This window comes from Emcibacteraceae bacterium (assembly GCA_041396985.1).
Classification (GTDB): Bacteria; Pseudomonadota; Alphaproteobacteria; order Sphingomonadales; family Emcibacteraceae; genus Pseudemcibacter.
This window is the reverse complement of record JAWKXO010000001.1, coordinates 774,154-794,911: the sequence shown is the minus strand read 5'-3', so window position 1 is coordinate 794,911 and position 20,758 is coordinate 774,154. Positions and strand designations below refer to the sequence as shown.

Genomic DNA, 20,758 nt, shown 5'->3' with positions numbered 1-20,758 from the left:
GTTACTGGATAAGGAGAATTGGCAATGGGCCAGGAAATAGTAAATTTCTTCAATGCGAATGCAAAACCAGAAACATTTGATAATATCAAAATTCTGATTGCAAGTACTGAGCAAATCCGGTCATGGTCTTATGGCGAGATCAAAAAGCCGGAAACAATTAACTACCGTACTTTCAAACCTGAGCGCGATGGTCTTTTCTGTGCGCGTATCTTTGGTCCGATCAAAGATTATGAATGTCTTTGCGGTAAATATAAGCGGATGAAATATCGCGGCATCACCTGCGAAAAATGTGGTGTGGAAGTGACATTGAGCAAAGTGCGTCGTGATCGCATGGGCCATATTGAACTGGCCGCGCCGGTTGCACATATCTGGTTCCTGAAATCACTGCCAAGCCGTATTGGTCTTATGCTTGATATGACACTAAAAGATCTGGAACGTGTTCTTTATTTTGAACAGCATATTGTGACAGAACCTGGTCTTACCAATCTTAAGATGAAGCAGTTGCTTACTGAAGAAGAATATGTTCAGGCACAGGAAGAGTATGGTGAGGACAGTTTCTCTGCCGGTATTGGTGCTGAAGCGATCAAAGTGCTGCTTGAAAATATTGATCTTGAACAGGAAAAAGAAGATCTGCACCGTGAACTTCTTGAAACTAAATCAGAGCTTAAGCCAAAGAAAATTGTTAAGCGTCTGAAGATCATAGAAGGGTTCATTGAAAGTGATAACCGTCCTGAATGGATGATCCTTGAAGTTCTTCCGGTTATCCCACCAGAGCTTCGCCCGCTTGTTCCATTGGACGGTGGCCGTTTTGCCACGTCGGATCTTAACGATCTTTATCGCCGTGTTATTAACCGTAATAACCGTCTGAAAAGACTTATGGAACTGCGCGCTCCTGACATTATCGTACGAAATGAAAAACGTATGCTTCAGGAATCGGTTGACGCATTGTTTGATAATGGTCGTCGCGGCCGTGTGATTACAGGTGCCAACAAGCGGCCTCTGAAATCGCTTTCAGATATGCTCAAAGGTAAACAAGGCCGTTTCCGTCAGAACCTCCTTGGAAAACGCGTTGATTATTCCGGCCGTTCGGTGATTGTGGTGGGCCCTGACCTGCTTCTTCATCAGTGCGGACTGCCAAAGAAAATGGCTCTGGAGCTCTTCAAGCCGTTCATTTATGCACGTCTTGATAAGCTTGGTATTGCAACCACGATCAAACAGGCCAAAAAGCTTGTTGAAAAAGAGCGTCGTGAAGTTTGGGACGTTCTGGATGTTGTTATTCGTGAGCATCCGATCTTCCTGAACCGTGCCCCAACACTTCACAGACTTGGTATTCAGGCTTTTGAACCTGTCCTCATTGAAGGAAAAGCCATTCAGCTTCACCCGCTCGTGTGTGCGGCGTTTAATGCTGACTTTGATGGTGACCAGATGGCCGTTCATGTGCCCCTTAGCCTTGAAGCCCAGCTGGAAGCACGCGTTCTTATGATGTCAACAAACAACATCCTGAGCCCGTCAAATGGTAAGCCGATTATTGTGCCTTCACAGGACATTATTCTTGGTCTTTATTATATGACAACGGCCAAAAAAGGTGAGCCTGGTGAAGGAATGGTGTTTAGTGACCTTGACGAAGTGGATCTGGCACTAAACGCAAAGGCAATTACGCTTCACAGCTCAATTAAATGTCGTATTGACAGTGTTGATGATGAAGGCAATCCAATTAAAAAGATTGTTGAAACCACTCCGGGTCGGGCAATGCTTGCGAAAAATCTTCCTAAGCATCCTGAGATTTCCTTTGAGAAGCTGATTAACCGTCGCATTGGTAAGCGTGAAATTTCTGAAATTATTGACATTGTTTATCGTCATTCAGGACAGAAACGTACAGTGCTTTTCGCAGATAGTGTTATGAGACTTGGTTTCCGTGAAGCCTGTAAGGCCGGCATTTCGTTTGGTAAAGACGATATGATTATTCCTGACAGCAAGGCACCAATTATTGAGGAAACCTCAAATTCTGTTAAAGAGTTTGAAGATCAGTATCAACAGGGCCTCATAACCCAGGGTGAGAAATATAATAAGGTGGTTGACGCCTGGTCACAATGTACTGACCGTGTAGCTGATGCCATGATGGCTGAAATTTCCAAAGAAGAAGTCGACGAAAAGGGTCGTTCCCTTCCGACGAACTCCATCTTCATGATGGCGGATAGTGGTGCTCGTGGTTCTGCAGCGCAGATGAAACAGCTTGCCGGTATGCGTGGTCTGATGGCAAAGCCATCTGGTGAAATTATTGAAACACCAATTATTTCAAACTTCAAAGAAGGCCTCAGTGTTCTTGAATACTTTAACTCAACCCATGGTGCCCGTAAGGGTCTTGCCGATACCGCGCTGAAAACAGCGAACTCCGGATATCTGACAAGACGTCTTGTCGATGTGTCACAGGACTGCGTTATTACTGAGGAAGACTGCGGAACGTCACTTGGAATTGATATGGCAGAAGTTACAGATGGCGGTGACGTTATCGTGAAACTGAGTGATCGTATAGTCGGTCGTTGCCTTGCAAAAGATATTAAGGATCCGGTATCCGGTGAACTGATTTACGAGGCAGGGACATATCTTGACGAAGTAAAAGCAGAAGAAATTGAAAAAGCCGGTCTTTCAGTGGTTAAAGTCCGTTCAGGTCTTACCTGTGAGACTAAAAATGGCTGCTGCGTAAAATGTTATGGCCGTGACCTTGCCCGTGGAACGATTGTCAATATCGGTGAAGCGGTTGGCGTTATTGCTGCACAGTCCATTGGTGAGCCGGGTACACAGCTGACTATGCGTACTTTCCATATTGGTGGTACCGCATCTTCTGTTTCCCAGCAATCGGCAATTGAGGCCTCCCATGACGGTGTTGTCAAAATTATCAACAAAAAAGTTGTTAAGGACAGCAAAGGCAGGATGGTTGTGCTTTCAAGGAATATGGAAATTATTCTTGTCGATGAAGAGGGACGTGACCGTGTTACCTATAAAGTCCAGTTTGGCTCACATCTTCTGAAAGATGAAGGTACAAAAGTTAAACATGGTGAAAAACTCTGCGAGTGGGACCCTTATACACTTCCAATCATTACCGAACAGGGTGGTACAATTAAATTTGTTGACCTTGCTGATGGTGTGGCGGTTAGTGAAAATATTGACGAAGCAACCGGAATTTCAAGTCGTGTTGTTGTTGACTGGCGTTCTCATCCTAAAGGTGCTGATCTTCGTCCGCGTATTACTGTCCGTGATGCAAAGGACAATGTGGTGGCACTCGCCAATGGAACGGAAGCCCGTTATTTCATGTCCGTCGGTGCTATTCTTTCGGTTACCGATGGTGCCGAGGTTCACGCGGGTGATGTGATTGCACGTATCCCACGTGAAGCGTCAAAAACCAAGGATATTACCGGTGGTCTCCCGCGTGTGGCGGAATTGTTTGAAGCCCGTCGTCCGAAAGATCATGCAATTATCGCTGAAATTGATGGTTATGTTGAATTTGGTCGTGACTATAAAAATAAGCGCCGTATCAGCATTAATCCACGTAATGATAAGGACGAAATGGTCGAATATCTCATTCCTAAAGGTAAACATATATCTGTACAGGAAGGTGATTACATTCGTCGTGGTGAATATCTGATTGATGGTAACCCGGCTCCGCATGATATTCTGAAGTCTCTCGGTATTGAGGCATTGGCTGAATATCTGGTGAATGAAGTTCAGGATGTTTATCGACTTCAGGGCGTCGGGATCAATGACAAGCATATTGAAGTCATTGTTCGTCAGATGCTCAAGAAGGTTGAAATTACCAAATCCGGTGAAACAACATTCCTGATCGGTGAGCAGGTTGAGCGTGAAGAGTTCGATGAAGTGAATGAAAAGGCTATTGCTGAAGGGCGTGAGCCTGCGAAAGGAGAAGCTATCCTTCTTGGAATTACCAAAGCATCGCTTCAAACGCGTTCATTTATTTCCGCGGCATCATTCCAGGAAACAACCAGGGTTCTGACCGAAGCCGCTGTTTCCGGTAAATCTGATAAGCTTATTGGCTTAAAGGAAAATGTGATTGTTGGTCGCCTGATTCCTGCCGGTACGGGTTCGGTGATGAAGGCTTATAACAGAATCGCTCACAGACGTGATGCTCAGAGTGAACTGGAACAGCAGACAGCTGATGCACTTGCAAATGCGGATCCGCTGGCAAGTGAGCTTGGTGAAGTGGCCGACTCATAAGGTTCTGCTTCTCAAGGATGAGGAAATATGAGTTAAATTGCTGTTTATTATATAATTAGACATATTATCAGCAATTAAATTCAAATAATTTAAAGGCTGCAGGAACTGAAACAACAGATTCTGCAGCCTTTTTGATAAAAAGTAAGACTATGTTAAATTTTTCTTGACTGACAAATTAAGCGAACATAGTATGCGCACACTTCTTAGAGGTGCTGGTGGTAGTTCACATGCGAGCTAAACGCTGTACTGTAGAGAATAAGAAAATTTGAACTTAAGTATTTTAGGTAGCCGGGGCGGTCGAAAGAATCGCTCTTTTTTCTATTATAGAAAACATGGCTGTCTTTTGTGCTATGGAAATGAAAAAAAGATTAAGGAATTAGAATGCCGACGATCAACCAGTTGGTACGTAACCCACGGAAGAAGCCAGTACAGCGCAATAAAGTGCCGGCACTTGAATCTTGTCCGCAAAAACGTGGCGTATGTACTCGTGTTTATACCACTACACCAAAGAAACCAAACTCAGCTCTTCGTAAAGTTGCCCGTGTGCGTTTGACGAATGGCTTCGAGGTAACAAGTTATATTCCTGGGGAAGGGCATAATCTTCAGGAGCATAGTGTTGTTCTTATTCGTGGTGGTCGTGTGAAAGACTTGCCTGGTGTTCGTTATCACGTTCTTCGTGGTGTGCTTGATACACAGGGAATCGCCGACCGTCGTCAAGGTCGCTCTAAATATGGTGCTAAGCGTCCTAAATAAGGGCCTTTATCAAAGGAATTAAGATATGTCGCGTCGTCACGCAGCCGAAAAAAGAAAAGTATTACCAGAACCAAAATTTGGTGATGTTGTATTGGCTAAATTTATTAATAATCTGATGGTTGATGGTAAAAAATCGACTGCTGAGCGCATTGTTTATGATGCGCTTGATATTGTTAAGTCAAAAACAGGTGTGGACCCTATTGAACAGTTCCATACTGCTCTTGAGAATATCCGTCCAGCCGTTGAAGTTCGTTCGCGCCGTGTTGGTGGAGCGACTTATCAGGTTCCTGTAGAGGTACGTTCAACTCGTGCACAGGCACTTGCCATTCGCTGGCTTATTAGTATGTCACGCAAGCGCAATGAAAATACAATGACAGAACGTCTTGCAGGAGAATTCCTCGACGCTGTTAACAACCGTTGTGCTGCAGTTAAAAAACGCGAAGACACTCACAAAATGGCAGAGGCTAATAAGGCCTTCTCGCATTATCGCTGGTAGAACTGGTAAAGGTTTAAGAAGATGGCACGTACTACTCCCCTCAAAGATTATCGCAATATCGGTATTATGGCCCATATTGATGCCGGTAAGACAACGACAACAGAGCGTATTCTTTTTTATACAGGCATGAGCCATAAAATTGGCGAAGTGCATGATGGCGCTGCGACAATGGACTGGATGGAGCAGGAGCAGGAGCGTGGTATTACAATTACCTCTGCTGCGACAACCTGTTTCTGGAAAGAAAAGCGTATTAATATTATTGATACACCAGGCCACGTTGACTTTACGATTGAGGTGGAGCGCTCACTTCGTGTGCTTGATGGTGCGGTAGCGGTTTTTGATAGTGTGGCTGGGGTTGAGCCTCAATCTGAAACAGTTTGGCGTCAGGCTGATAAATATGATGTTCCCCGTATGTGTTTTGTTAACAAAATGGACCGTATGGGTGCTGACTTTTATCGTTGCGTTAAAATGATTAAAGAGCGTTTGGGTTCAAATGCGCTTGTGATCCAGTTGCCGATTGGTGTTGAAGCTGATTATAAAGGCCATGTTGATGTTGTAAAAAATGTCGGCATTATCTGGGAAGACGAAGGTATGGGTGCAAACTATACTGAAGTTGAAATTCCTGCTGATATGGTTGATCAGGTGGCTGAATACCGTGCTGAACTTCTTGATATGGTTGTTGAGCTTGATGATGCGGTGATGGAAGCTTACCTTGAGGGAAATGAGCCTGATGTTGATACAATCAAGCGTCTGATCCGTAAAGGGACGATTTCGGGTGATTTTGTTCCTGTTCTAACCGGTACAGCTTTTAAAAATAAAGGTGTTCAGACACTTCTTGATGCTGTTGTCGACTTTATGCCATCACCTCTTGATATTGAAGATGTGCAGGGCGTTGAGGTTGACGGTGATACACCGCTTTCACGCGCGCCTTCTGATGATGAGCCGTTCTCTGCGCTAGCCTTTAAAATTATGAATGATCCATTTGTTGGTTCACTGACTTTTGCCCGTGTATATTCCGGCGTAGTTGAGTCAGGCACAGTTTTGATTAATTCAGTAAAAGGCAGAAAAGAAAAAATCGGTCGCATGCTGCAAATGCATTCAAATGAGCGTGAAGATGTTAAAGAAGCACGCACAGGTGATATTATTGCTCTTTGTGGTCTTAAAGAAACAACAACAGGGGATACCCTTTGTGCTGCAAATAAGCAAATTATCCTTGAGCGTATGGAGTTTCCTGAGCCGGTTATTTCTGTTGCGGTTGAGCCAAAAACAAAAGCTGACCAGGAAAAAATGGGTATCGCCCTAAACCGTCTGGCGCAGGAAGATCCTTCTTTCCGTGTAAAATCGGACGAAGAAAGTGGTCAGACAATTATTTCAGGAATGGGCGAGCTTCATCTTGATATTATTGTTGATCGTATGAAGCGTGAATTTAAAGTTGATGCCAATGTTGGCGCGCCTCAGGTTGCTTATCGTGAGAGTATCGCTCGTCAGGTTGAAATTGACTATACCCATAAAAAGCAATCTGGTGGTTCAGGTCAGTTTGCCCGTGTAAAAATTACAGTTACACCAGGTGAGCGTGGTTCTGGCATTCAGTTTATCGATGAAATTAAGGGCGGTAACATTCCTAAGGAATATATCCCTGGTGTTGAAAAGGGTGTTCATGATGTTGCCGAGAGTGGTGCCTTAATCGGGTTCCCGATTATTGACTTCTCAGTTACCCTCATTGATGGTGCCTACCATGATGTGGATAGTAGTGTTCTGGCGTTCGAAATCGCCGGTCGTGGTGCAATGCGTGAAGCAGCATCGAAAGCAGGTATCAAGCTTCTTGAGCCGATTATGGCCGTTGAAGTTGTTACGCCTGAAGATCATATGGGTGACGTGATCGGTGATATTTCATCACGTCGTGGCCAGGTTTCAGGTTCTGAAACACGTGGTCCAAATACAGTTGTAAACGCAATGGTGCCGCTGGCCAACATGTTTGGCTATGTGAACCAGCTGCGTTCATTTACAAAGGGTCGTGCTACATATTCTATGCAGTTCGATCACTATGCAGAAGTGCCTCAGAACGTAGCTGAAGAGGTAAAGGAAAAGTTTGCTTAAATTGATTTTGAGTAAATAAATATTAACTAGCTCTTCCTGTGAGGAAAATACAGGGCGCTTGAATATAAGTGAAAAAGGTAGAAGAAGATGGCAAAAGAGAAATTTGAACGCAATAAGCCGCATTGTAACGTGGGTACAATCGGCCACGTTGACCATGGTAAGACGACGCTGACAGCGGCGATTACGAAGGTATTGGCTGAGACGAGTGGACGTGGAGCAGCGGTTGACTTTGCGAATATTGACAAGGCTCCTGAGGAGCGTGAGCGCGGGATTACGATTTCGACAGCACACGTTGAGTATGAAACAGATGCGCGTCACTATGCGCACGTAGACTGTCCTGGTCACGCTGACTATGTGAAGAACATGATCACGGGTGCGGCGCAGATGGACGGTGCGATATTGGTTGTTAACGCAGCGGATGGCCCGATGCCACAGACCCGTGAGCATATTCTTCTTGCTCGTCAGGTTGGTGTGCCGGCGCTTGTTGTTTATCTGAACAAAGTTGATCAGGTTGATGACGAGGAGCTTCTTGAGCTTGTAGAGATGGAGATCCGTGAGCTTCTGAATGAATATGAGTTTCCTGGTGATGATATTCCGATTGTTGCCGGTTCAGCACTTGCAGCTCTTGAGGGTCGTGATGATGCGATTGGTAAAGAAAGCATTCTGAAACTGATGCAGGCGGTTGATGAGTATATTCCGCAGCCTGAGCGTGCGATTGACGGAGCATTTTTGATGCCGATTGAGGACGTGTTCTCTATTTCGGGTCGTGGTACAGTTGTGACTGGCCGTGTTGAGCGTGGAATTGTTAAAGTTGGTGACGAGGTTGAGATTGTGGGTATTAAGAAGACCCAGAAGACAACGGTTACCGGTGTTGAAATGTTCCGCAAGCTTCTGGACAGTGGACAGGCTGGCGACAATATTGGCGCTTTGATCCGTGGTGTTGGCCGTGAAGAGGTTGAGCGCGGACAGGTTCTTGCCCATGTTGGCACGATTACACCACATACGAAGTTCAAAGGCGAAGCCTACATTCTGACGAAGGATGAGGGTGGCCGTCATACACCATTCTTCACCAACTACCGTCCGCAGTTTTACTTCCGTACGACTGATGTGACGGGTGTTGTGACCCTTGATGCTGGCGTTGAGATGGTGATGCCAGGGGACAATGTTGCGATTAATGTTGAGCTGATCAACCCGATTGCGATGGATGAAGGTCTGCGTTTCGCGATCCGTGAAGGTGGACGTACTGTAGGCGCCGGCGTCGTCGCTACCATTGTTGAATAGATAAAGTCTTTTTAGGAGCGCAGACCGAAAGGTCTGCGTAAATTTTTATGTTGGAATCACAAAACATTCGCATTCGCCTTAAAGCATTTGATCATCGTATTCTTGATCAGGCGGCAGGTGAAATTGCAAATACGGCGAAAAGAACAGGAGCCAGCGTTCGCGGCCCTATTCCTATGCCGACGCGAATTGAAAAATATACAGTCCTAAGAGGGCCACATATTGATAAAAAATCTCGTGAACAATTTGAAACACGTACTCACAAACGTCTTTTGGACATTGTTGAGCCGACACCACAAACCGTTGATGCGCTGATGAAGCTTGATCTTGCGGCTGGTGTTGAAGTTGAAATTAAATTGCAGGGGTAATGGATATGCGTTCAGGACTTATTGCAAAAAAGGTGGGCATGACCCGTATATTTGCCGAAGGTGGCAGACATATACCTGTTACAGTACTTCATGTTGACGGGGCACAGGTTGTTGCACATAAAACAAAAGAGAAAGACGGCTATAATGCTCTTCAGCTTGGTGCCGGCACAGCGAAAGTAAAAAAGACAACGCAGCCAATGCGCGGTCATTTTGCCAAAGCTAATGTTGAGCCGAAAGTGAAACTCGCTGAGTTTCGCATCAATGAAGACGGATTTATTGATCTTGGTGCTGAACTTACTGCAGATCACTTTATTCCGGGGCAGATAGTCGATATTACAGGTACATCAAAAGGTAAAGGCTTTGCCGGAGCTATGAAACGCTGGAACTTTGGCGGTCTTCGCGCTTCTCACGGTGTTTCTATTTCTCACAGAGCGCATGGCTCAACTGGTCAGTGTCAGGATCCGGGTCGCGTTTTTAAAGGTAAAAAAATGGCGGGTCATTATGGTGATGCGCGCATGACCCAGCAAAACCTTGAAGTTATTTCAACTGATGCGGAAGAAGGTATCATCCTCGTGAAAGGGGCTGTGCCTGGAACTAAAAACAGTTGGGTACTGATTAATGATGCGGTTAAGAAAGAGCGTCCTGCTGATGCGCCATATCCTGGTGCAGTAAAATCAGCAGCAGTTGCTGAAGTGGCAAATGATGCTCCGTCAGAAGAAGCGCCTGCAGAAGAAACCGCAGCAACAGAGAATGAGGAATAAGAACGATGAAAGCCCAAGTAATTACACTTGATGCCAAAAAGGCCGGCGATATCGATCTTGATGATGGTATTTTTGGTCTGCCGGAGCGTGGTGATATTCTTCAGCGCGTTGTGGTATGGCAGCTTGCAAAGCGCCGTGCTGGTACACATAAGGTCCAGTCTCGCGGTGAAGTAGCAGGTACAACAAAACGTATTGGTCGCCAAAAAGGCGGCGGATCTGCACGTCATGGTTCTGGTAAAGTTAGCCAGTTTCGTGGTGGTGCCCGGGCATTTGGTCCGGTTGTCCGCTCTCACGCGATCAGTCTTCCAAAGAAAATTAGAGCTCTGGGTCTTAAGACAGCGCTTTCAAGTAAGGTTGCCAGTGGTGATCTGGTTATTCTTGAAAATGCCGACCTTAAGAACAGTAAAACTAAAGACCTGCTATCAAAACTTGATAAGCTGGGTGTATCCAATGCGTTGTTTGTTGATGGCGCAGAAGTTAATGAAAACTTTCGGAAAGCTCTTAGTAACATTCCAAATGTGGATGTTCTGCCAACTCAGGGAGCAAATGTCTATGACATCCTGCGCCGCGAAAAACTGGTGTTGACTAAAGCTGCCGTAGAAAGTTTGGTGGAGAGACTGAAATGACCGATATCAAGCATTATGATATTATCCTTGGCCCGGTTGTTACAGAGAAATCTACAATGCTCTCTGAAAATAACGTGGTGACATTCAAGGTCCCTATGACAGCGTCAAAGCCTGCTATTAAGGCTGCTGTTGAGGCTCTTTTCAATGTAAAGGTTGAAAAGGTAAATACAATTCGTCAGGACGGAAAAACAAAACGCTTCAAAGGCGTAATGGGCCGTCGCAGTGACAGTAAAAAAGCAATGGTAAAATTGGCCGAAGGTCATTCCATTGATGTGACGACGGGGGTGTAGGAAAATGGCATTAAAAAAATATAATCCTACAACTCCTAGCCTACGTTCGCTGGTAACAGTTGATCGTTCAGAGCTTTGGAAAGGTAAGCCGGTTAAAGCGCTTACCGAAGGGCTTACAAGTAATGGCGGTCGGAACAATATGGGTCGTATCACTGCGCGTCGTCGTGGTGGTGGTCATAAGCGCGCTTATCGTCTGATTGACTTCAAGCGTCGTAAATGGGATATGGAAGCAACAATTCTGCGTCTTGAGTATGACCCGAACCGTTCAGCCTTTATTGCCCTGATCGAATATACAGATGGTGAAAAGACTTATATTCTGGCACCACAACGTGTTGGTGAAGGTGATAAAGTTATTGCCGGCGATAAAGTTGATGTTAAGCCTGGTAATGCAATGCCGCTTTATTCCGTTCCGGTCGGCTCGATCGTGCATAATGTTGAAATGAAGCCTGGTAAAGGTGGGCAGATTGCCCGTGCTGCCGGTGGATATGTTCAGGTTACCGGTCGTGACCGTGGTTATGTATTGCTTCGTCTGGCATCTGGTGAACAGCGTTATGTTCGTTCAGACTGTATGGCAACAATTGGTGCTGTATCAAATCCTGATAATCAGAACCAGAAACTGGCAAAAGCCGGACGTAGTCGCTGGCTTGGCAAGCGTCCTTCGGTTCGTGGTGTGGCCATGAACCCTGTTGACCATCCACATGGTGGTGGTGAGGGTCGTACTTCAGGTGGCCGTCATCCGGTTACACCTTGGGGTAAGCCAACCAAAGGTAAGCGTACACGCGCCAACAAATCGACAGACCGTTTTATTCTTCGGTCACGTCACGAACGTAAGAAGTAGGAGCAAGAGATATGTCACGTTCCGTTTGGAAAGGTCCATTTGTCGATATGCATTTGCTGAAGAAATCTGAGGCAATGACTGAATCAGGCAAATCGTCACCGATTAAAACATGGTCACGTCGTTCAACGATCCTGCCACAGTTTGTCGGTCAGACATTTAATGTACACAATGGCCATAAATTCGTCCCTGTTTATGTAACAGATGAAATGGTTGGTCATAAACTTGGTGAATTTGCACCTACTCGTACTTATTACGGGCATGGCGCCGATAAAAAAGCGAGGAAGAGATAGTGGGTAAGAAATCAGCACCACGTCGCTTGGCCGACAACGAAGCGAATGCGGAACTCCGTATGGTTCGCATCAGCCCCCAGAAACTTAATCTGGTGGCCGGTCTAATTCGTGGATTGAAAGTGGAAAAGGCACTGGCCAATCTGACTTTCTCAAAGAAACGTATTGCAAACGATGTCAAGAAACTTCTTGAAAGTGCGGTTGCCAATGCAGAAAACAACCATGGTCTGGATGTTGACAGCCTGATCGTTGCTGAAGCCAGTGTAGGCAAGGCAATGGTAATGAAGCGTTTCCGTGCACGTGCACGTGGCCGCGGTGCCAAAATCCTGAAACCATTCAGTAACATGCGTATTGTCGTGCGTGAAGTAGAAGAGGGAGACGAATAATGGGTCAGAAGGTAAATCCAATTGGTTTCCGCCTTGGCGTCAACCGTACATGGGACAGCCGCTGGTATGCTGAAGGTGACAATTATGGTGTCATGTTGCACGAAGATCTTAAAGTTCGTGATGAGCTGCTTAGCTCACTTAAAGCTGCTGCAGTAAGCCGTATTGTTATTGAGCGTCCATCTAAAAAGATGCGTGTAACAATCTATTCAGGACGTCCTGGTGTTATTATTGGCAAAAAAGGTGCAGATATTGAAAAACTTCGCCAGAAGATTGCCAAAATGGCACCTTCTGCAGGGGATGTCAGCTTGAATATTGTTGAGATCAGAAAGCCTGAGATTGATGCACAGCTGGTGGCAGACAATGTTGCACAGCAGCTTGAACGTCGTGTTGCTTTCCGTCGTGCCATGAAACGCGTTATGCAAAATGCGCTGCGTTTAGGTGCATTGGGCATCCGTATCAATTCAGCAGGTCGTCTTGGCGGTGCCGAGATCGCCAGAACAGAATGGTACCGTGAAGGTCGCGTTCCACTACACACTCTTCGATCAGACATCGATTATGCAGAAAGTAAAGCTTACACTGCATATGGCGTGATCGGAATTAAAGTGTGGCTCTTTAAGGGCGAAATTCTGGAACATGATCCAATGGCACGCGATAAACGCATTAATGAAATGCAGAAATCCGGTGGTAGCGGTCCTAGCCGTGGCCAGGGCAACTTCAGAAACGCAGGATAAGGGATATGTTACAGCCAAAAAGAACAAAATTCCGCCGCGCACATAAGGGCCGTATTCACGGAAACGCAAAAGGAGGCACGCAGCTTGCTTTTGGGTCATGTGGACTTAAAGCTCTTGAGCCGGAAAGGATCACAGCACGCCAAATCGAAGCGGCGCGCCGTGCAATGACACGTCATATTAAGCGTCAGGGTAAAGTCTGGATCAGACTGTTTCCAGATGTGCCTGTATCCAAAAAACCTGCTGAGGTTCGTATGGGTAAAGGTAAAGGGTCTGTTGAATTTTGGGCAGCCCGTGTAAAACCTGGCCGTATTATGTTTGAAATGGATGGGGTTCCGTTTGATATTGCCCGCGAGGCTTTTGAACGTGCCGCAGCTAAACTACCAATCGCGACGCGTTTTGTAACACGTCTTGGTGAAAATTAGGAGAGTTCTTGATGAGCAAAGCATCTGAACTTCATAATAAGTCGATTGAAGAGCTACAGGGTGAGCTTGCTGACCTGAAAAAAGAGCAGTTTAATCTGCGTTTTCAGAAAGCAACAAACCAGCTTGAAAATACGGCTCGAATTCGTCAGGTTCGTCGGGGAATTGCCCGTCACCGGACAGTAATTAATGCAAAGCGTTCTGGCGCGGCGACTAAAGAATAAGGGATTACTTGAATGCCTAAACGTATTTTACAGGGTACAGTTGTAAGTGATGCAAATGATAAGACAGTTACAGTTCTTGTTGAGCGTCGTTTCATGCACCCAATGGTGAAAAAAGTTGTGCGTCGTTCCAAAAAATATCGTGCGCATGACGAAAATAATAGTTTTAAAGTTGGTGATATTGTTCGTATCGAAGAATGTCGTCCAATCTCTAAAAATAAATCGTGGACTGTTATCAGCGAAACCAAGTAATTGGCAAAACTGATAAATTAATTTTAACTAAGTAGGAATTACCTATGATTCAAATGCAAACCAACCTTGACGTTGCCGATAACTCAGGCGCTCGTCGCGTGCAGTGCATCAAGGTGCTCGGCGGTTCCAAAAGGAAAGCGGCCGGTGTAGGTGACGTAATTGTCGTAAGCGTAAAGGAAGCTATTCCACGCGGACGTGTCAAAAAGGGAGAGGTGCATCGTGCAGTTATCGTACGCACTAAGAAAGATGTAAAACGTGTAGACGGAACAACAATCCGTTTTGACACCAATGCAGCTGTTTTGATCAACAAACAAAACGAGCCGATTGGTACACGTATCTTTGGTCCAGTAGTACGTGAGTTACGAGCAGCTAACCACATGAAAATTATTTCACTCGCTCCGGAGGTGCTTTAATGTCTAACGTTAAGTGTAAAATCCGTAAAGGTGATGAAGTTATTGTTCTGGCCGGTAAGGACAAAGGAAAGTCTGGTGAAGTCACAAAAATGTTGATTTCAGAAGGACGTGCCATTGTTCAGGGCATTAATCTGGTGAAACGTCATACAAGACAGACCCAGGATAGTGAAGGTGGTATCATAACCAAAGAAGCATCGATTCACATTTCTAATCTGGCTCTTAAAGATCCTAAAACCGGAAAAGCATCAAGAATTGGATTCAAAATTGAAAAAGATGGAACCAAGAAGCGTATTTCCAAAGCATCAGGGGAGGCAATCTAATGGCTTATAGTCCTCGTCTTCGTGATGTATATGAAAAAGAAATTCGTGCTAGTCTGCAAAATGAATTTAATTATTCAAATGTCATGGAAATCCCAAAGCTTGAGAAAATTGTGCTCAATATGGGTGTTGGTGGTGCAGTAAGTGATAGCAAAAAAGTTAAAAAAGCTGTTGAAGAAATGGCCAAAATTGCTGGTCAGGCACCGGTTACAACACGGGCAAAAAAATCGATCGCTGGTTTTAAAGTCCGTGAAGATATGCCGCTCGGTTGTAAAGTTACTCTGAGAGGAGCAAAAATGTATGAATTCCTGGATCGTCTTATTCAGGTTGCTCTTCCTCGTGTTCGTGACTTCCGTGGTGTAAATGACAAAAGCTTTGATGGTCGTGGCAATTATGCTCTCGGTATTAAAGAACAGCTCGTCTTTACAGAGATTAACTATGATGATGTCGACGATATTCGCGGCATGGATGTTATCATTTGTACAACGGCGAAAACTGATAAAGAAGCTCATGCGCTTTTATCTGGCTTCCAGATGCCATTCGCTTCAAAGGTTGGAGAAATCAATGGCTAAGTTAAGTGCTATCAATAATAACCTTAAGCGTGAGCGTTTGGTTAAAAAATATGCGGCAAAACGTGCTGAGCTTAAGGCAAAAGCTAAAAATCCTGAGTTGTCATTTGATGAACAGTTTGAAGCGCGCCTAAAGCTCGCGAAGTTACCGCGCAACAGTGCAAGAATTCGTCTTCGCAACCGTTGTCAGGTAACAGGTCGCCCACGCGGTTATTACCGTAAATTTAAAATGTCTCGTGTCTCTCTTCGTCTGCTGGCCTCACACGGCTATTTGCCAGGCGTTGTGAAATCGAGCTGGTAGGAGGACTGATAAATGTCTATGAGTGATCCTCTAGCAGATATGCTGACACGTATCCGTAACGGACAACGTGCTAATAAAAAAGCTGTTCTTTCACCGTCTTCAAAGCTACGTCAGCGTGTTCTGGATGTGCTTGAGCGTGAAGGGTACATTCGCGGTTATGTCAATGGTTCTTCTGAAACCGGCAAGCCGGAAATTAATATTGAACTGAAATATCATGAAGGTGAGCCTGTGATACGTGAAATTAAACGTATATCAAAGCCAGGTCGCCGGGTTTATTCATCCGTGCAGGATTTGCCACGGGTTCGTAACGGTCTGGGTATTTCGATTGTATCAACCCCCAAAGGTGTACTTTCCGACGCAGAAGCTCGTGCTGAAAATGTCGGTGGCGAAGTCATCTGTACAGTATTTTAGGAGAATATTATGTCTCGAATTGGTAAAAAAGCTGTACAAATTCCAGCAGGAGTTGAAGCAAATCTTAATGATGGAATTTTGACTATCAAAGGTCCTAAAGGTTCGCTTAACATGTCTTTTGTTAATGAAGTCGATGTGAAACTGGAAAATGGCGAAGTGTCAGTTATGCCACGTGGTGAGAGTAAACGTGCTCGTTCTATGTGGGGAATGCAGCGTACGCTTGTAAGCAACCTTGTAGAAGGCGTTACAAATGGGTTTTCTAAAACTCTTGAGCTTAACGGCGTTGGTTATCGCGCTCAAATGCAAGGCAGAAATGTGAATCTTCAACTCGGATATTCACATGATATTCTTTATGAAGTTGCTGAAGGCGTGGAAGTAAACTGTCCGAACCAGACCACAATTATTGTATCTGGTATTGATAAACAAAAAGTTGGCCAAGTTGCGGCGGAAATTCGTGAGTTTCGTAAGCCTGAACCTTATAAAGGTAAGGGTGTTAAATACAGCGACGAATATATCTTCCGTAAAGAAGGCAAGAAGAAATAGGTGGTCGTTATGCAAAATGGTAAAAAATTATTTGAGCGTCGCCGTACACGTGTGCGGACCAGTCTGCGCAAAGTAGCAAATGGCCGTCCACGCCTTTCTATTCACCGTACCAACCAGCATATCTATGCACAGGTTATTGATGATCAGAAAGGTGCGACTATTGTTGCTGCTTCAACACTTGATGGTGACCTTAAGGGCCTTAAAGTGGGAAGCAATTCAGAGGCTGCTGCAGCCGTAGGTAAATTAATAGCAGACCGTGCTAAAAAGGCCGGTATCGAACAGGTTGTTTTTGATCGTGGTGGTTTCTTATACCATGGTCGTGTTAAAGCACTTGCTGATGCTGCCCGTGAAGCCGGTTTGAGTTTCTAAGGAAAAGATTATGGCTAGAGCAGAAAGAGAACCTCGTCAGGAAAGTGAACTAACTGAAAAGCTCGTTCACATTAACCGCGTTGCCAAAGTTGTTAAAGGTGGCCGTCGTTTCGGTTTCGCAGCACTCGTTGTTGTGGGAGATCAGAAAGGCCGTGTTGGTTTTGGTAAGGGTAAGGCACGTGAAGTTCCGGAAGCGATCCGTAAAGCAACGGAAGCCGCTAAAAAGAACATGATTCGTGTTCCGCTTCGTGAAGGACGTACGCTTCATCATGATGTTGAAGGTCGCCATGGAGCAGGCCGGGTGGTTATCCGCTCAGCACAGCCAGGTACCGGAATCATCGCAGGTGGTCCGATGCGTGCTGTGTTCGAAGCACTTGGCGTCCATGACGTTGTGACTAAATCACTTGGAACGTCAAACCCTTATAACATGGTTCGCGGAACATTTAATGCACTGACTAATCAGGTGTCACCACGTATGGTGGCCTCTCGTCGCAGTAAAAAAGTAAGTGATATTGTTGCCCGTCGTGGTGACCGTAAAGCTGATGCTGCCGAAGCAACGGAGTAAATTAGATGGCGAAGAAAACAATAAAAGTGACTCAAATCGGTAGCCCGATCCGTCGCACAGAAGATCAGAGAGCAACGCTCATTGGTCTTGGTTTAAATAAAATGCACCGGACACGCGAGCTAGAGGATACTCCGGCAGTGCGCGGGATGATCCGCAAGGTTCACCATATGGTCAAAGTTGAAGGTGAATAGGTGGAATTATGAAACTTAATGAACTTGCAAATAAACCTGGCTCAACCAAGCCGAGAAAACGCGTTGGTCGCGGCATCGGCTCAGGAACAGGTAAAACGGGTGGACGAGGTGTTAAAGGTCAGAAGTCACGTTCCGGCGTAGCCATTAAAGGCTTCGAAGGCGGACAGATGCCACTTCATATGCGTCTTCCAAAGCGTGGATTTAACAATATCAATTCAAAATCTTTTGTTGCTTTGAACATTGGTCGTTTACAGGAAGCAATTGATGCCAAGAAAATTGATGCGAAAAAGCCTATAACAGTAGACGTGCTCAAAGCAGCTGGCGTTGTTAATAGTGTTAAAGATGGTATCCGTCTTCTTGCAAAAGGTGAAATTAAAGCTAAAGTAAACATCGAAGTATCCGGTGCTTCTGCGGCTGCTATTGCTGCTGTTGAAAAAGCGGGCGGTACAGTATCTGTGCCGGCTAAGGTTGAAACTGCAGCATCTTGATCTTAAATAGAAGTAATTGATATTAAGGCATAGGGATTAAACAATGGCATCAGCGGCAGAACAGTTAGCGGGAAATTTAAACTTTGGCGCTTTTTCAAAGGCGACAGAGCTTAAAAAGCGCATTTGGTTTACGCTGATTGCGCTTATGGTTTACCGTCTGGCGACTTATCTGCCGTTGCCGGGGATTGATCCTGTTGCCTTAAATCAAATGTTTGAGCAAAATCAGCAAGGTATTCTTGGAATGCTGGATTTGTTTAATGGTGGCGCAATTCAGCGTATGAGTATTATTGCCCTTGGTATTATGCCTTATATTTCCTCATCGATTATTATGCAGCTTATGACATCGATGAGTACGAATCTTAAAGAGCTCAAGAAAGAAGGCGAGGCCGGCCGTCGCAAAATTAACCAGTTTACCCGCTATGGTACTGTGGTTCTTTGTCTGGTACAGGCTTATGCGATCGCAACGGGACTGGAACAAAATATTGCGACAGAACCGGGCATGTTCTTCAGAATGACGACGGTGGTTACGCTGACTGGCGGCACCCTGTTTCTGGTATGGCTGGGGGAACAGATTACATCGCGCGGTGTCGGTAATGGTATTTCACTGATTATTTTTGCCGGTATTGTGGCACGTCTGCCTGTTGCTATTGCCAATACTCTGGATATGAGTTCAAAAGGCACCCTGGGCGGCCCGATCTTCATTGTATTTATGATAGCGATGGTTATTGGTGTGATCGCGTTGATTGTGTTCGTCGAACGGGCCCAGCGTCGGGTGCTGATCCAATATCCGAAAAGACAACAGGCAAACGGCATGAGTCAGGGTGAACAGTCCCATATGCCGCTCAAGCTTAATACTGCTGGTGTAATTCCACCAATTTTTGCTTCTTCACTACTTCTGATGCCAATGTCGCTTGCCGGATTTGCGTCTGCTGATAGTCCTGAGTGGGTGACAACGCTTACATCATTGTTGGGTCCTGGGCAGCCACTATATATGATCCTTTATGTTGCGGGTATCGTGTTTTTCTGTTTCTTCTATACTGCGCTTGTCTTTAACCCTGAGGAAACATCTGAAAATCTAAAAAAATATGGTGGATTTATTCCTGGAATTCGTCCGGGGAAAAATACAGCCAGGTATCTTGATTATATTTTGACACGACTGACTGTGGTCGGCTCTGCCTATCTTTGTCTGGTGTGCTTACTGCCGGAAATTCTAAAAGCACAGTACGCAATACCATTTTATTTTGGTGGTACATCGCTGTTGATCGTTGTCAATGTGACAATGGACACTGTTGGACAAATACATAGCCACCTCATGGCCCATCAATACGAAGGCCTGATGAAAAAATCTAAACTTCGTGGTGGAAAGAGACGTCGCAGATGATCATTATTTTACTCGGCCCTCCAGGTGCAGGTAAGGGGACACAGGCACAAAGAATAGAAGCAACGCAAGGGTTGGTTCAGCTCTCCACCGGAGATATGCTTAGAGCCGCTGTTGCTGCCGGGACGGAAGTCGGCAAAAAAGCGAAGGCATTTATGGATGCCGGAAAACTCGTAACTGACGAAATTGTTATTGGAATTATCGCGGACCGTATTGATGAAGACGATTGCAGGAATGGTTTCCTGCTTGATGGTTTTCCACGGACCGTTGCACAGGCGGAAGCGCTCGATAATATGCTCGCTCGTAAAGATCTGAAACTTGATGTTGTCATCGAGATGAAGGTTGATGATGCGGCTTTGGTAGACCGGATTACAGGTCGTTATACATGTGCAAACTGTAATCAGGGATATCATGATGTAAACCTTAAGCCCAAAGTTGATGGCGTCTGCGACAACTGTGGCTCTACGAATTTCAAACGCCGGGCGGATGATAATCGGGAAACCGTTTCGTCACGTCTGGAAGCATACCATGCTCAGACTGCTCCTTTGCTTCCTTATTATAAAGCAAAAGGTATTCTGAAAGTGGTGGACGGGATGGCTGATATCGATGATGTTACCGCCCAAATAAATGAAGTATTAGGTAGCTTGTCTTAAGCCTTGTATCTAGGTTGAAAAACTTTTTTTAAAAAGCTTTTCTTCAGAGGTTGACTAAGTGAACTTAATACCTATAATCGCGCAACTTCATATCATGCTTTATAGCGTGATGGATTTTGCTGAATTGTTTGAATTTTTAGATCGGGAGAAACGATCGTGGCGCGTATTTCTGGCGTTAATATACCCACCGCAAAAAGGGTGGAAGTCGCATTGACCTATATTCATGGTATAGGGCTTACTTCTGCGAAAGAAATTTGTAAAAAAAATGGTATCACACCGGAGCGACGTGTGTCGGATCTTAGTGATGCGGAAGTGATTAAAATCCGCGAAACGATTGATGCCGAATATTTGGTGGAAGGCGACCGTCGTCGTGAAGTCGCCATGAATATTAAACGTTTGCTTGACCTGGGAACCTATCGTGGCCTGCGCCATCGGAAGAGATTACCTGTTCGTGGTCAACGCACTAGCACCAATGCCCGTACCCGTAAAGGTAAGGCTGTTGCTATTGCCGGTAAGAAGAAATAGGA

28 protein-coding genes and 1 pseudogene are annotated in these 20,758 nt (G+C 45.3%); all 29 read left to right on the top strand.

The window, feature by feature from the left end:
• Window positions 1-24 precede the first annotated feature (24 nt).
• The 29 genes and pseudogenes from rpoC (at window position 25) to rpsM (ending at window position 20,756) form a co-directional block, all read left to right on the top strand.
• Window positions 25-4,230 carry a DNA-directed RNA polymerase subunit beta' gene (gene rpoC / locus R3D86_03840; GenBank protein MEZ5757334.1) on the top strand — a complete coding sequence of 1,402 codons (4,206 nt, stop codon included), beginning with the start codon at window positions 25-27 and terminating at the stop codon, window positions 4,228-4,230.
• Window positions 4,231-4,611: 381 nt separating this feature from the next.
• On the top strand, window positions 4,612-4,983 hold the full coding sequence (gene rpsL / locus R3D86_03835; protein MEZ5757333.1) for a 30S ribosomal protein S12: 372 nt from the start codon (window positions 4,612-4,614) through the stop codon (window positions 4,981-4,983).
• 25 nt (window positions 4,984-5,008) lie between these two features.
• Complete coding sequence (gene rpsG / locus R3D86_03830) at window positions 5,009-5,479, top strand: 30S ribosomal protein S7 (protein ID MEZ5757332.1); 471 nt, start codon at window positions 5,009-5,011, stop codon at window positions 5,477-5,479.
• 21 nt (window positions 5,480-5,500) lie between these two features.
• The gene (fusA, locus tag R3D86_03825) at window positions 5,501-7,576 is read left to right on the top strand and encodes an elongation factor G (GenBank protein ID MEZ5757331.1); all 2,076 of its coding nucleotides are present in this window, start codon (window positions 5,501-5,503) and stop codon (window positions 7,574-7,576) included.
• A gap of 87 nt (window positions 7,577-7,663) precedes the next feature.
• Entirely contained in the window at window positions 7,664-8,857 is a 1,194-nt protein-coding gene (gene tuf, locus R3D86_03820) for an elongation factor Tu (GenBank protein MEZ5757330.1), read from the top strand.
• Window positions 8,858-8,907: 50 nt separating this feature from the next.
• A complete protein-coding gene (gene rpsJ, locus R3D86_03815; protein MEZ5757329.1) occupies window positions 8,908-9,222 on the top strand; it encodes a 30S ribosomal protein S10 in 315 nt (104 codons plus the stop codon).
• 5 nt (window positions 9,223-9,227) lie between these two features.
• Window positions 9,228-9,854: pseudogene (gene rplC / locus R3D86_03810) on the top strand (50S ribosomal protein L3).
• Between the two features lie 134 nt (window positions 9,855-9,988).
• Window positions 9,989-10,609: a 50S ribosomal protein L4 gene (gene rplD, locus R3D86_03805; GenBank protein ID MEZ5757328.1), complete on the top strand. Its 621-nt coding sequence runs from the start codon at window positions 9,989-9,991 to the stop codon at window positions 10,607-10,609.
• On the top strand, window positions 10,606-10,899 hold the full coding sequence (locus tag R3D86_03800; protein ID MEZ5757327.1) for a 50S ribosomal protein L23: 294 nt from the start codon (window positions 10,606-10,608) through the stop codon (window positions 10,897-10,899). The genes rplD and R3D86_03800 overlap by 4 nt, the downstream gene beginning before the upstream one ends.
• Before the next feature lie 4 nt (window positions 10,900-10,903).
• The gene (gene rplB / locus R3D86_03795; GenBank protein MEZ5757326.1) at window positions 10,904-11,737 is read left to right on the top strand and encodes a 50S ribosomal protein L2; all 834 of its coding nucleotides are present in this window, start codon (window positions 10,904-10,906) and stop codon (window positions 11,735-11,737) included.
• Window positions 11,738-11,748: 11 nt separating this feature from the next.
• The gene (gene rpsS, locus R3D86_03790) at window positions 11,749-12,027 is read left to right on the top strand and encodes a 30S ribosomal protein S19 (GenBank protein ID MEZ5757325.1); all 279 of its coding nucleotides are present in this window, start codon (window positions 11,749-11,751) and stop codon (window positions 12,025-12,027) included.
• A 59-nt stretch (window positions 12,028-12,086) separates the two neighbouring features.
• Window positions 12,087-12,410, top strand: coding sequence for a 50S ribosomal protein L22 (gene rplV / locus R3D86_03785; GenBank protein MEZ5757324.1), 324 nt, complete (start codon window positions 12,087-12,089; stop codon window positions 12,408-12,410).
• Window positions 12,410-13,141 carry a 30S ribosomal protein S3 gene (rpsC, locus tag R3D86_03780; protein MEZ5757323.1) on the top strand — a complete coding sequence of 244 codons (732 nt, stop codon included), beginning with the start codon at window positions 12,410-12,412 and terminating at the stop codon, window positions 13,139-13,141. The genes rplV and rpsC overlap by 1 nt, the downstream gene beginning before the upstream one ends.
• Before the next feature lie 5 nt (window positions 13,142-13,146).
• Window positions 13,147-13,563 (top strand): 50S ribosomal protein L16, encoded by a 417-nt coding sequence (gene rplP, locus R3D86_03775; protein ID MEZ5757322.1) that lies wholly within the window; start codon window positions 13,147-13,149, stop codon window positions 13,561-13,563.
• A gap of 11 nt (window positions 13,564-13,574) precedes the next feature.
• Window positions 13,575-13,784, top strand: a complete 210-nt coding sequence (rpmC, locus tag R3D86_03770; GenBank protein ID MEZ5757321.1) for a 50S ribosomal protein L29 — start codon at window positions 13,575-13,577, stop codon at window positions 13,782-13,784.
• Window positions 13,785-13,796: 12 nt separating this feature from the next.
• Complete coding sequence (gene rpsQ, locus R3D86_03765; protein ID MEZ5757320.1) at window positions 13,797-14,033, top strand: 30S ribosomal protein S17; 237 nt, start codon at window positions 13,797-13,799, stop codon at window positions 14,031-14,033.
• 44 nt (window positions 14,034-14,077) lie between these two features.
• Window positions 14,078-14,446, top strand: a complete 369-nt coding sequence (gene rplN / locus R3D86_03760; GenBank protein ID MEZ5757319.1) for a 50S ribosomal protein L14 — start codon at window positions 14,078-14,080, stop codon at window positions 14,444-14,446.
• Window positions 14,446-14,766 (top strand): 50S ribosomal protein L24, encoded by a 321-nt coding sequence (gene rplX, locus R3D86_03755; GenBank protein ID MEZ5757318.1) that lies wholly within the window; start codon window positions 14,446-14,448, stop codon window positions 14,764-14,766. Before rplN ends, rplX begins: the two co-directional genes overlap by 1 nt.
• Window positions 14,766-15,335 carry a 50S ribosomal protein L5 gene (rplE, locus tag R3D86_03750; GenBank protein ID MEZ5757317.1) on the top strand — a complete coding sequence of 190 codons (570 nt, stop codon included), beginning with the start codon at window positions 14,766-14,768 and terminating at the stop codon, window positions 15,333-15,335. Before rplX ends, rplE begins: the two co-directional genes overlap by 1 nt.
• On the top strand, window positions 15,328-15,633 hold the full coding sequence (gene rpsN, locus R3D86_03745) for a 30S ribosomal protein S14 (GenBank protein ID MEZ5757316.1): 306 nt from the start codon (window positions 15,328-15,330) through the stop codon (window positions 15,631-15,633). The genes rplE and rpsN overlap by 8 nt, the downstream gene beginning before the upstream one ends.
• 12 nt (window positions 15,634-15,645) lie before the next feature.
• Complete coding sequence (gene rpsH / locus R3D86_03740) at window positions 15,646-16,044, top strand: 30S ribosomal protein S8 (GenBank protein MEZ5757315.1); 399 nt, start codon at window positions 15,646-15,648, stop codon at window positions 16,042-16,044.
• 9 nt (window positions 16,045-16,053) lie between these two features.
• Entirely contained in the window at window positions 16,054-16,587 is a 534-nt protein-coding gene (rplF, locus tag R3D86_03735; GenBank protein ID MEZ5757314.1) for a 50S ribosomal protein L6, read from the top strand.
• A gap of 9 nt (window positions 16,588-16,596) precedes the next feature.
• Window positions 16,597-16,956, top strand: coding sequence for a 50S ribosomal protein L18 (gene rplR / locus R3D86_03730; protein MEZ5757313.1), 360 nt, complete (start codon window positions 16,597-16,599; stop codon window positions 16,954-16,956).
• A 10-nt stretch (window positions 16,957-16,966) separates the two neighbouring features.
• Window positions 16,967-17,521 (top strand): 30S ribosomal protein S5, encoded by a 555-nt coding sequence (gene rpsE / locus R3D86_03725; GenBank protein MEZ5757312.1) that lies wholly within the window; start codon window positions 16,967-16,969, stop codon window positions 17,519-17,521.
• Between the two features lie 5 nt (window positions 17,522-17,526).
• Complete coding sequence (gene rpmD, locus R3D86_03720) at window positions 17,527-17,712, top strand: 50S ribosomal protein L30 (protein ID MEZ5757311.1); 186 nt, start codon at window positions 17,527-17,529, stop codon at window positions 17,710-17,712.
• An 8-nt stretch (window positions 17,713-17,720) separates the two neighbouring features.
• Complete coding sequence (rplO, locus tag R3D86_03715) at window positions 17,721-18,200, top strand: 50S ribosomal protein L15 (protein MEZ5757310.1); 480 nt, start codon at window positions 17,721-17,723, stop codon at window positions 18,198-18,200.
• A gap of 43 nt (window positions 18,201-18,243) precedes the next feature.
• Window positions 18,244-19,581: a preprotein translocase subunit SecY gene (secY, locus tag R3D86_03710; GenBank protein MEZ5757309.1), complete on the top strand. Its 1,338-nt coding sequence runs from the start codon at window positions 18,244-18,246 to the stop codon at window positions 19,579-19,581.
• The gene (locus R3D86_03705) at window positions 19,578-20,231 is read left to right on the top strand and encodes an adenylate kinase (GenBank protein ID MEZ5757308.1); all 654 of its coding nucleotides are present in this window, start codon (window positions 19,578-19,580) and stop codon (window positions 20,229-20,231) included. Before secY ends, R3D86_03705 begins: the two co-directional genes overlap by 4 nt.
• Before the next feature lie 156 nt (window positions 20,232-20,387).
• The gene (gene rpsM, locus R3D86_03700; protein MEZ5757307.1) at window positions 20,388-20,756 is read left to right on the top strand and encodes a 30S ribosomal protein S13; all 369 of its coding nucleotides are present in this window, start codon (window positions 20,388-20,390) and stop codon (window positions 20,754-20,756) included.
• Window positions 20,757-20,758 lie beyond the last annotated feature (2 nt).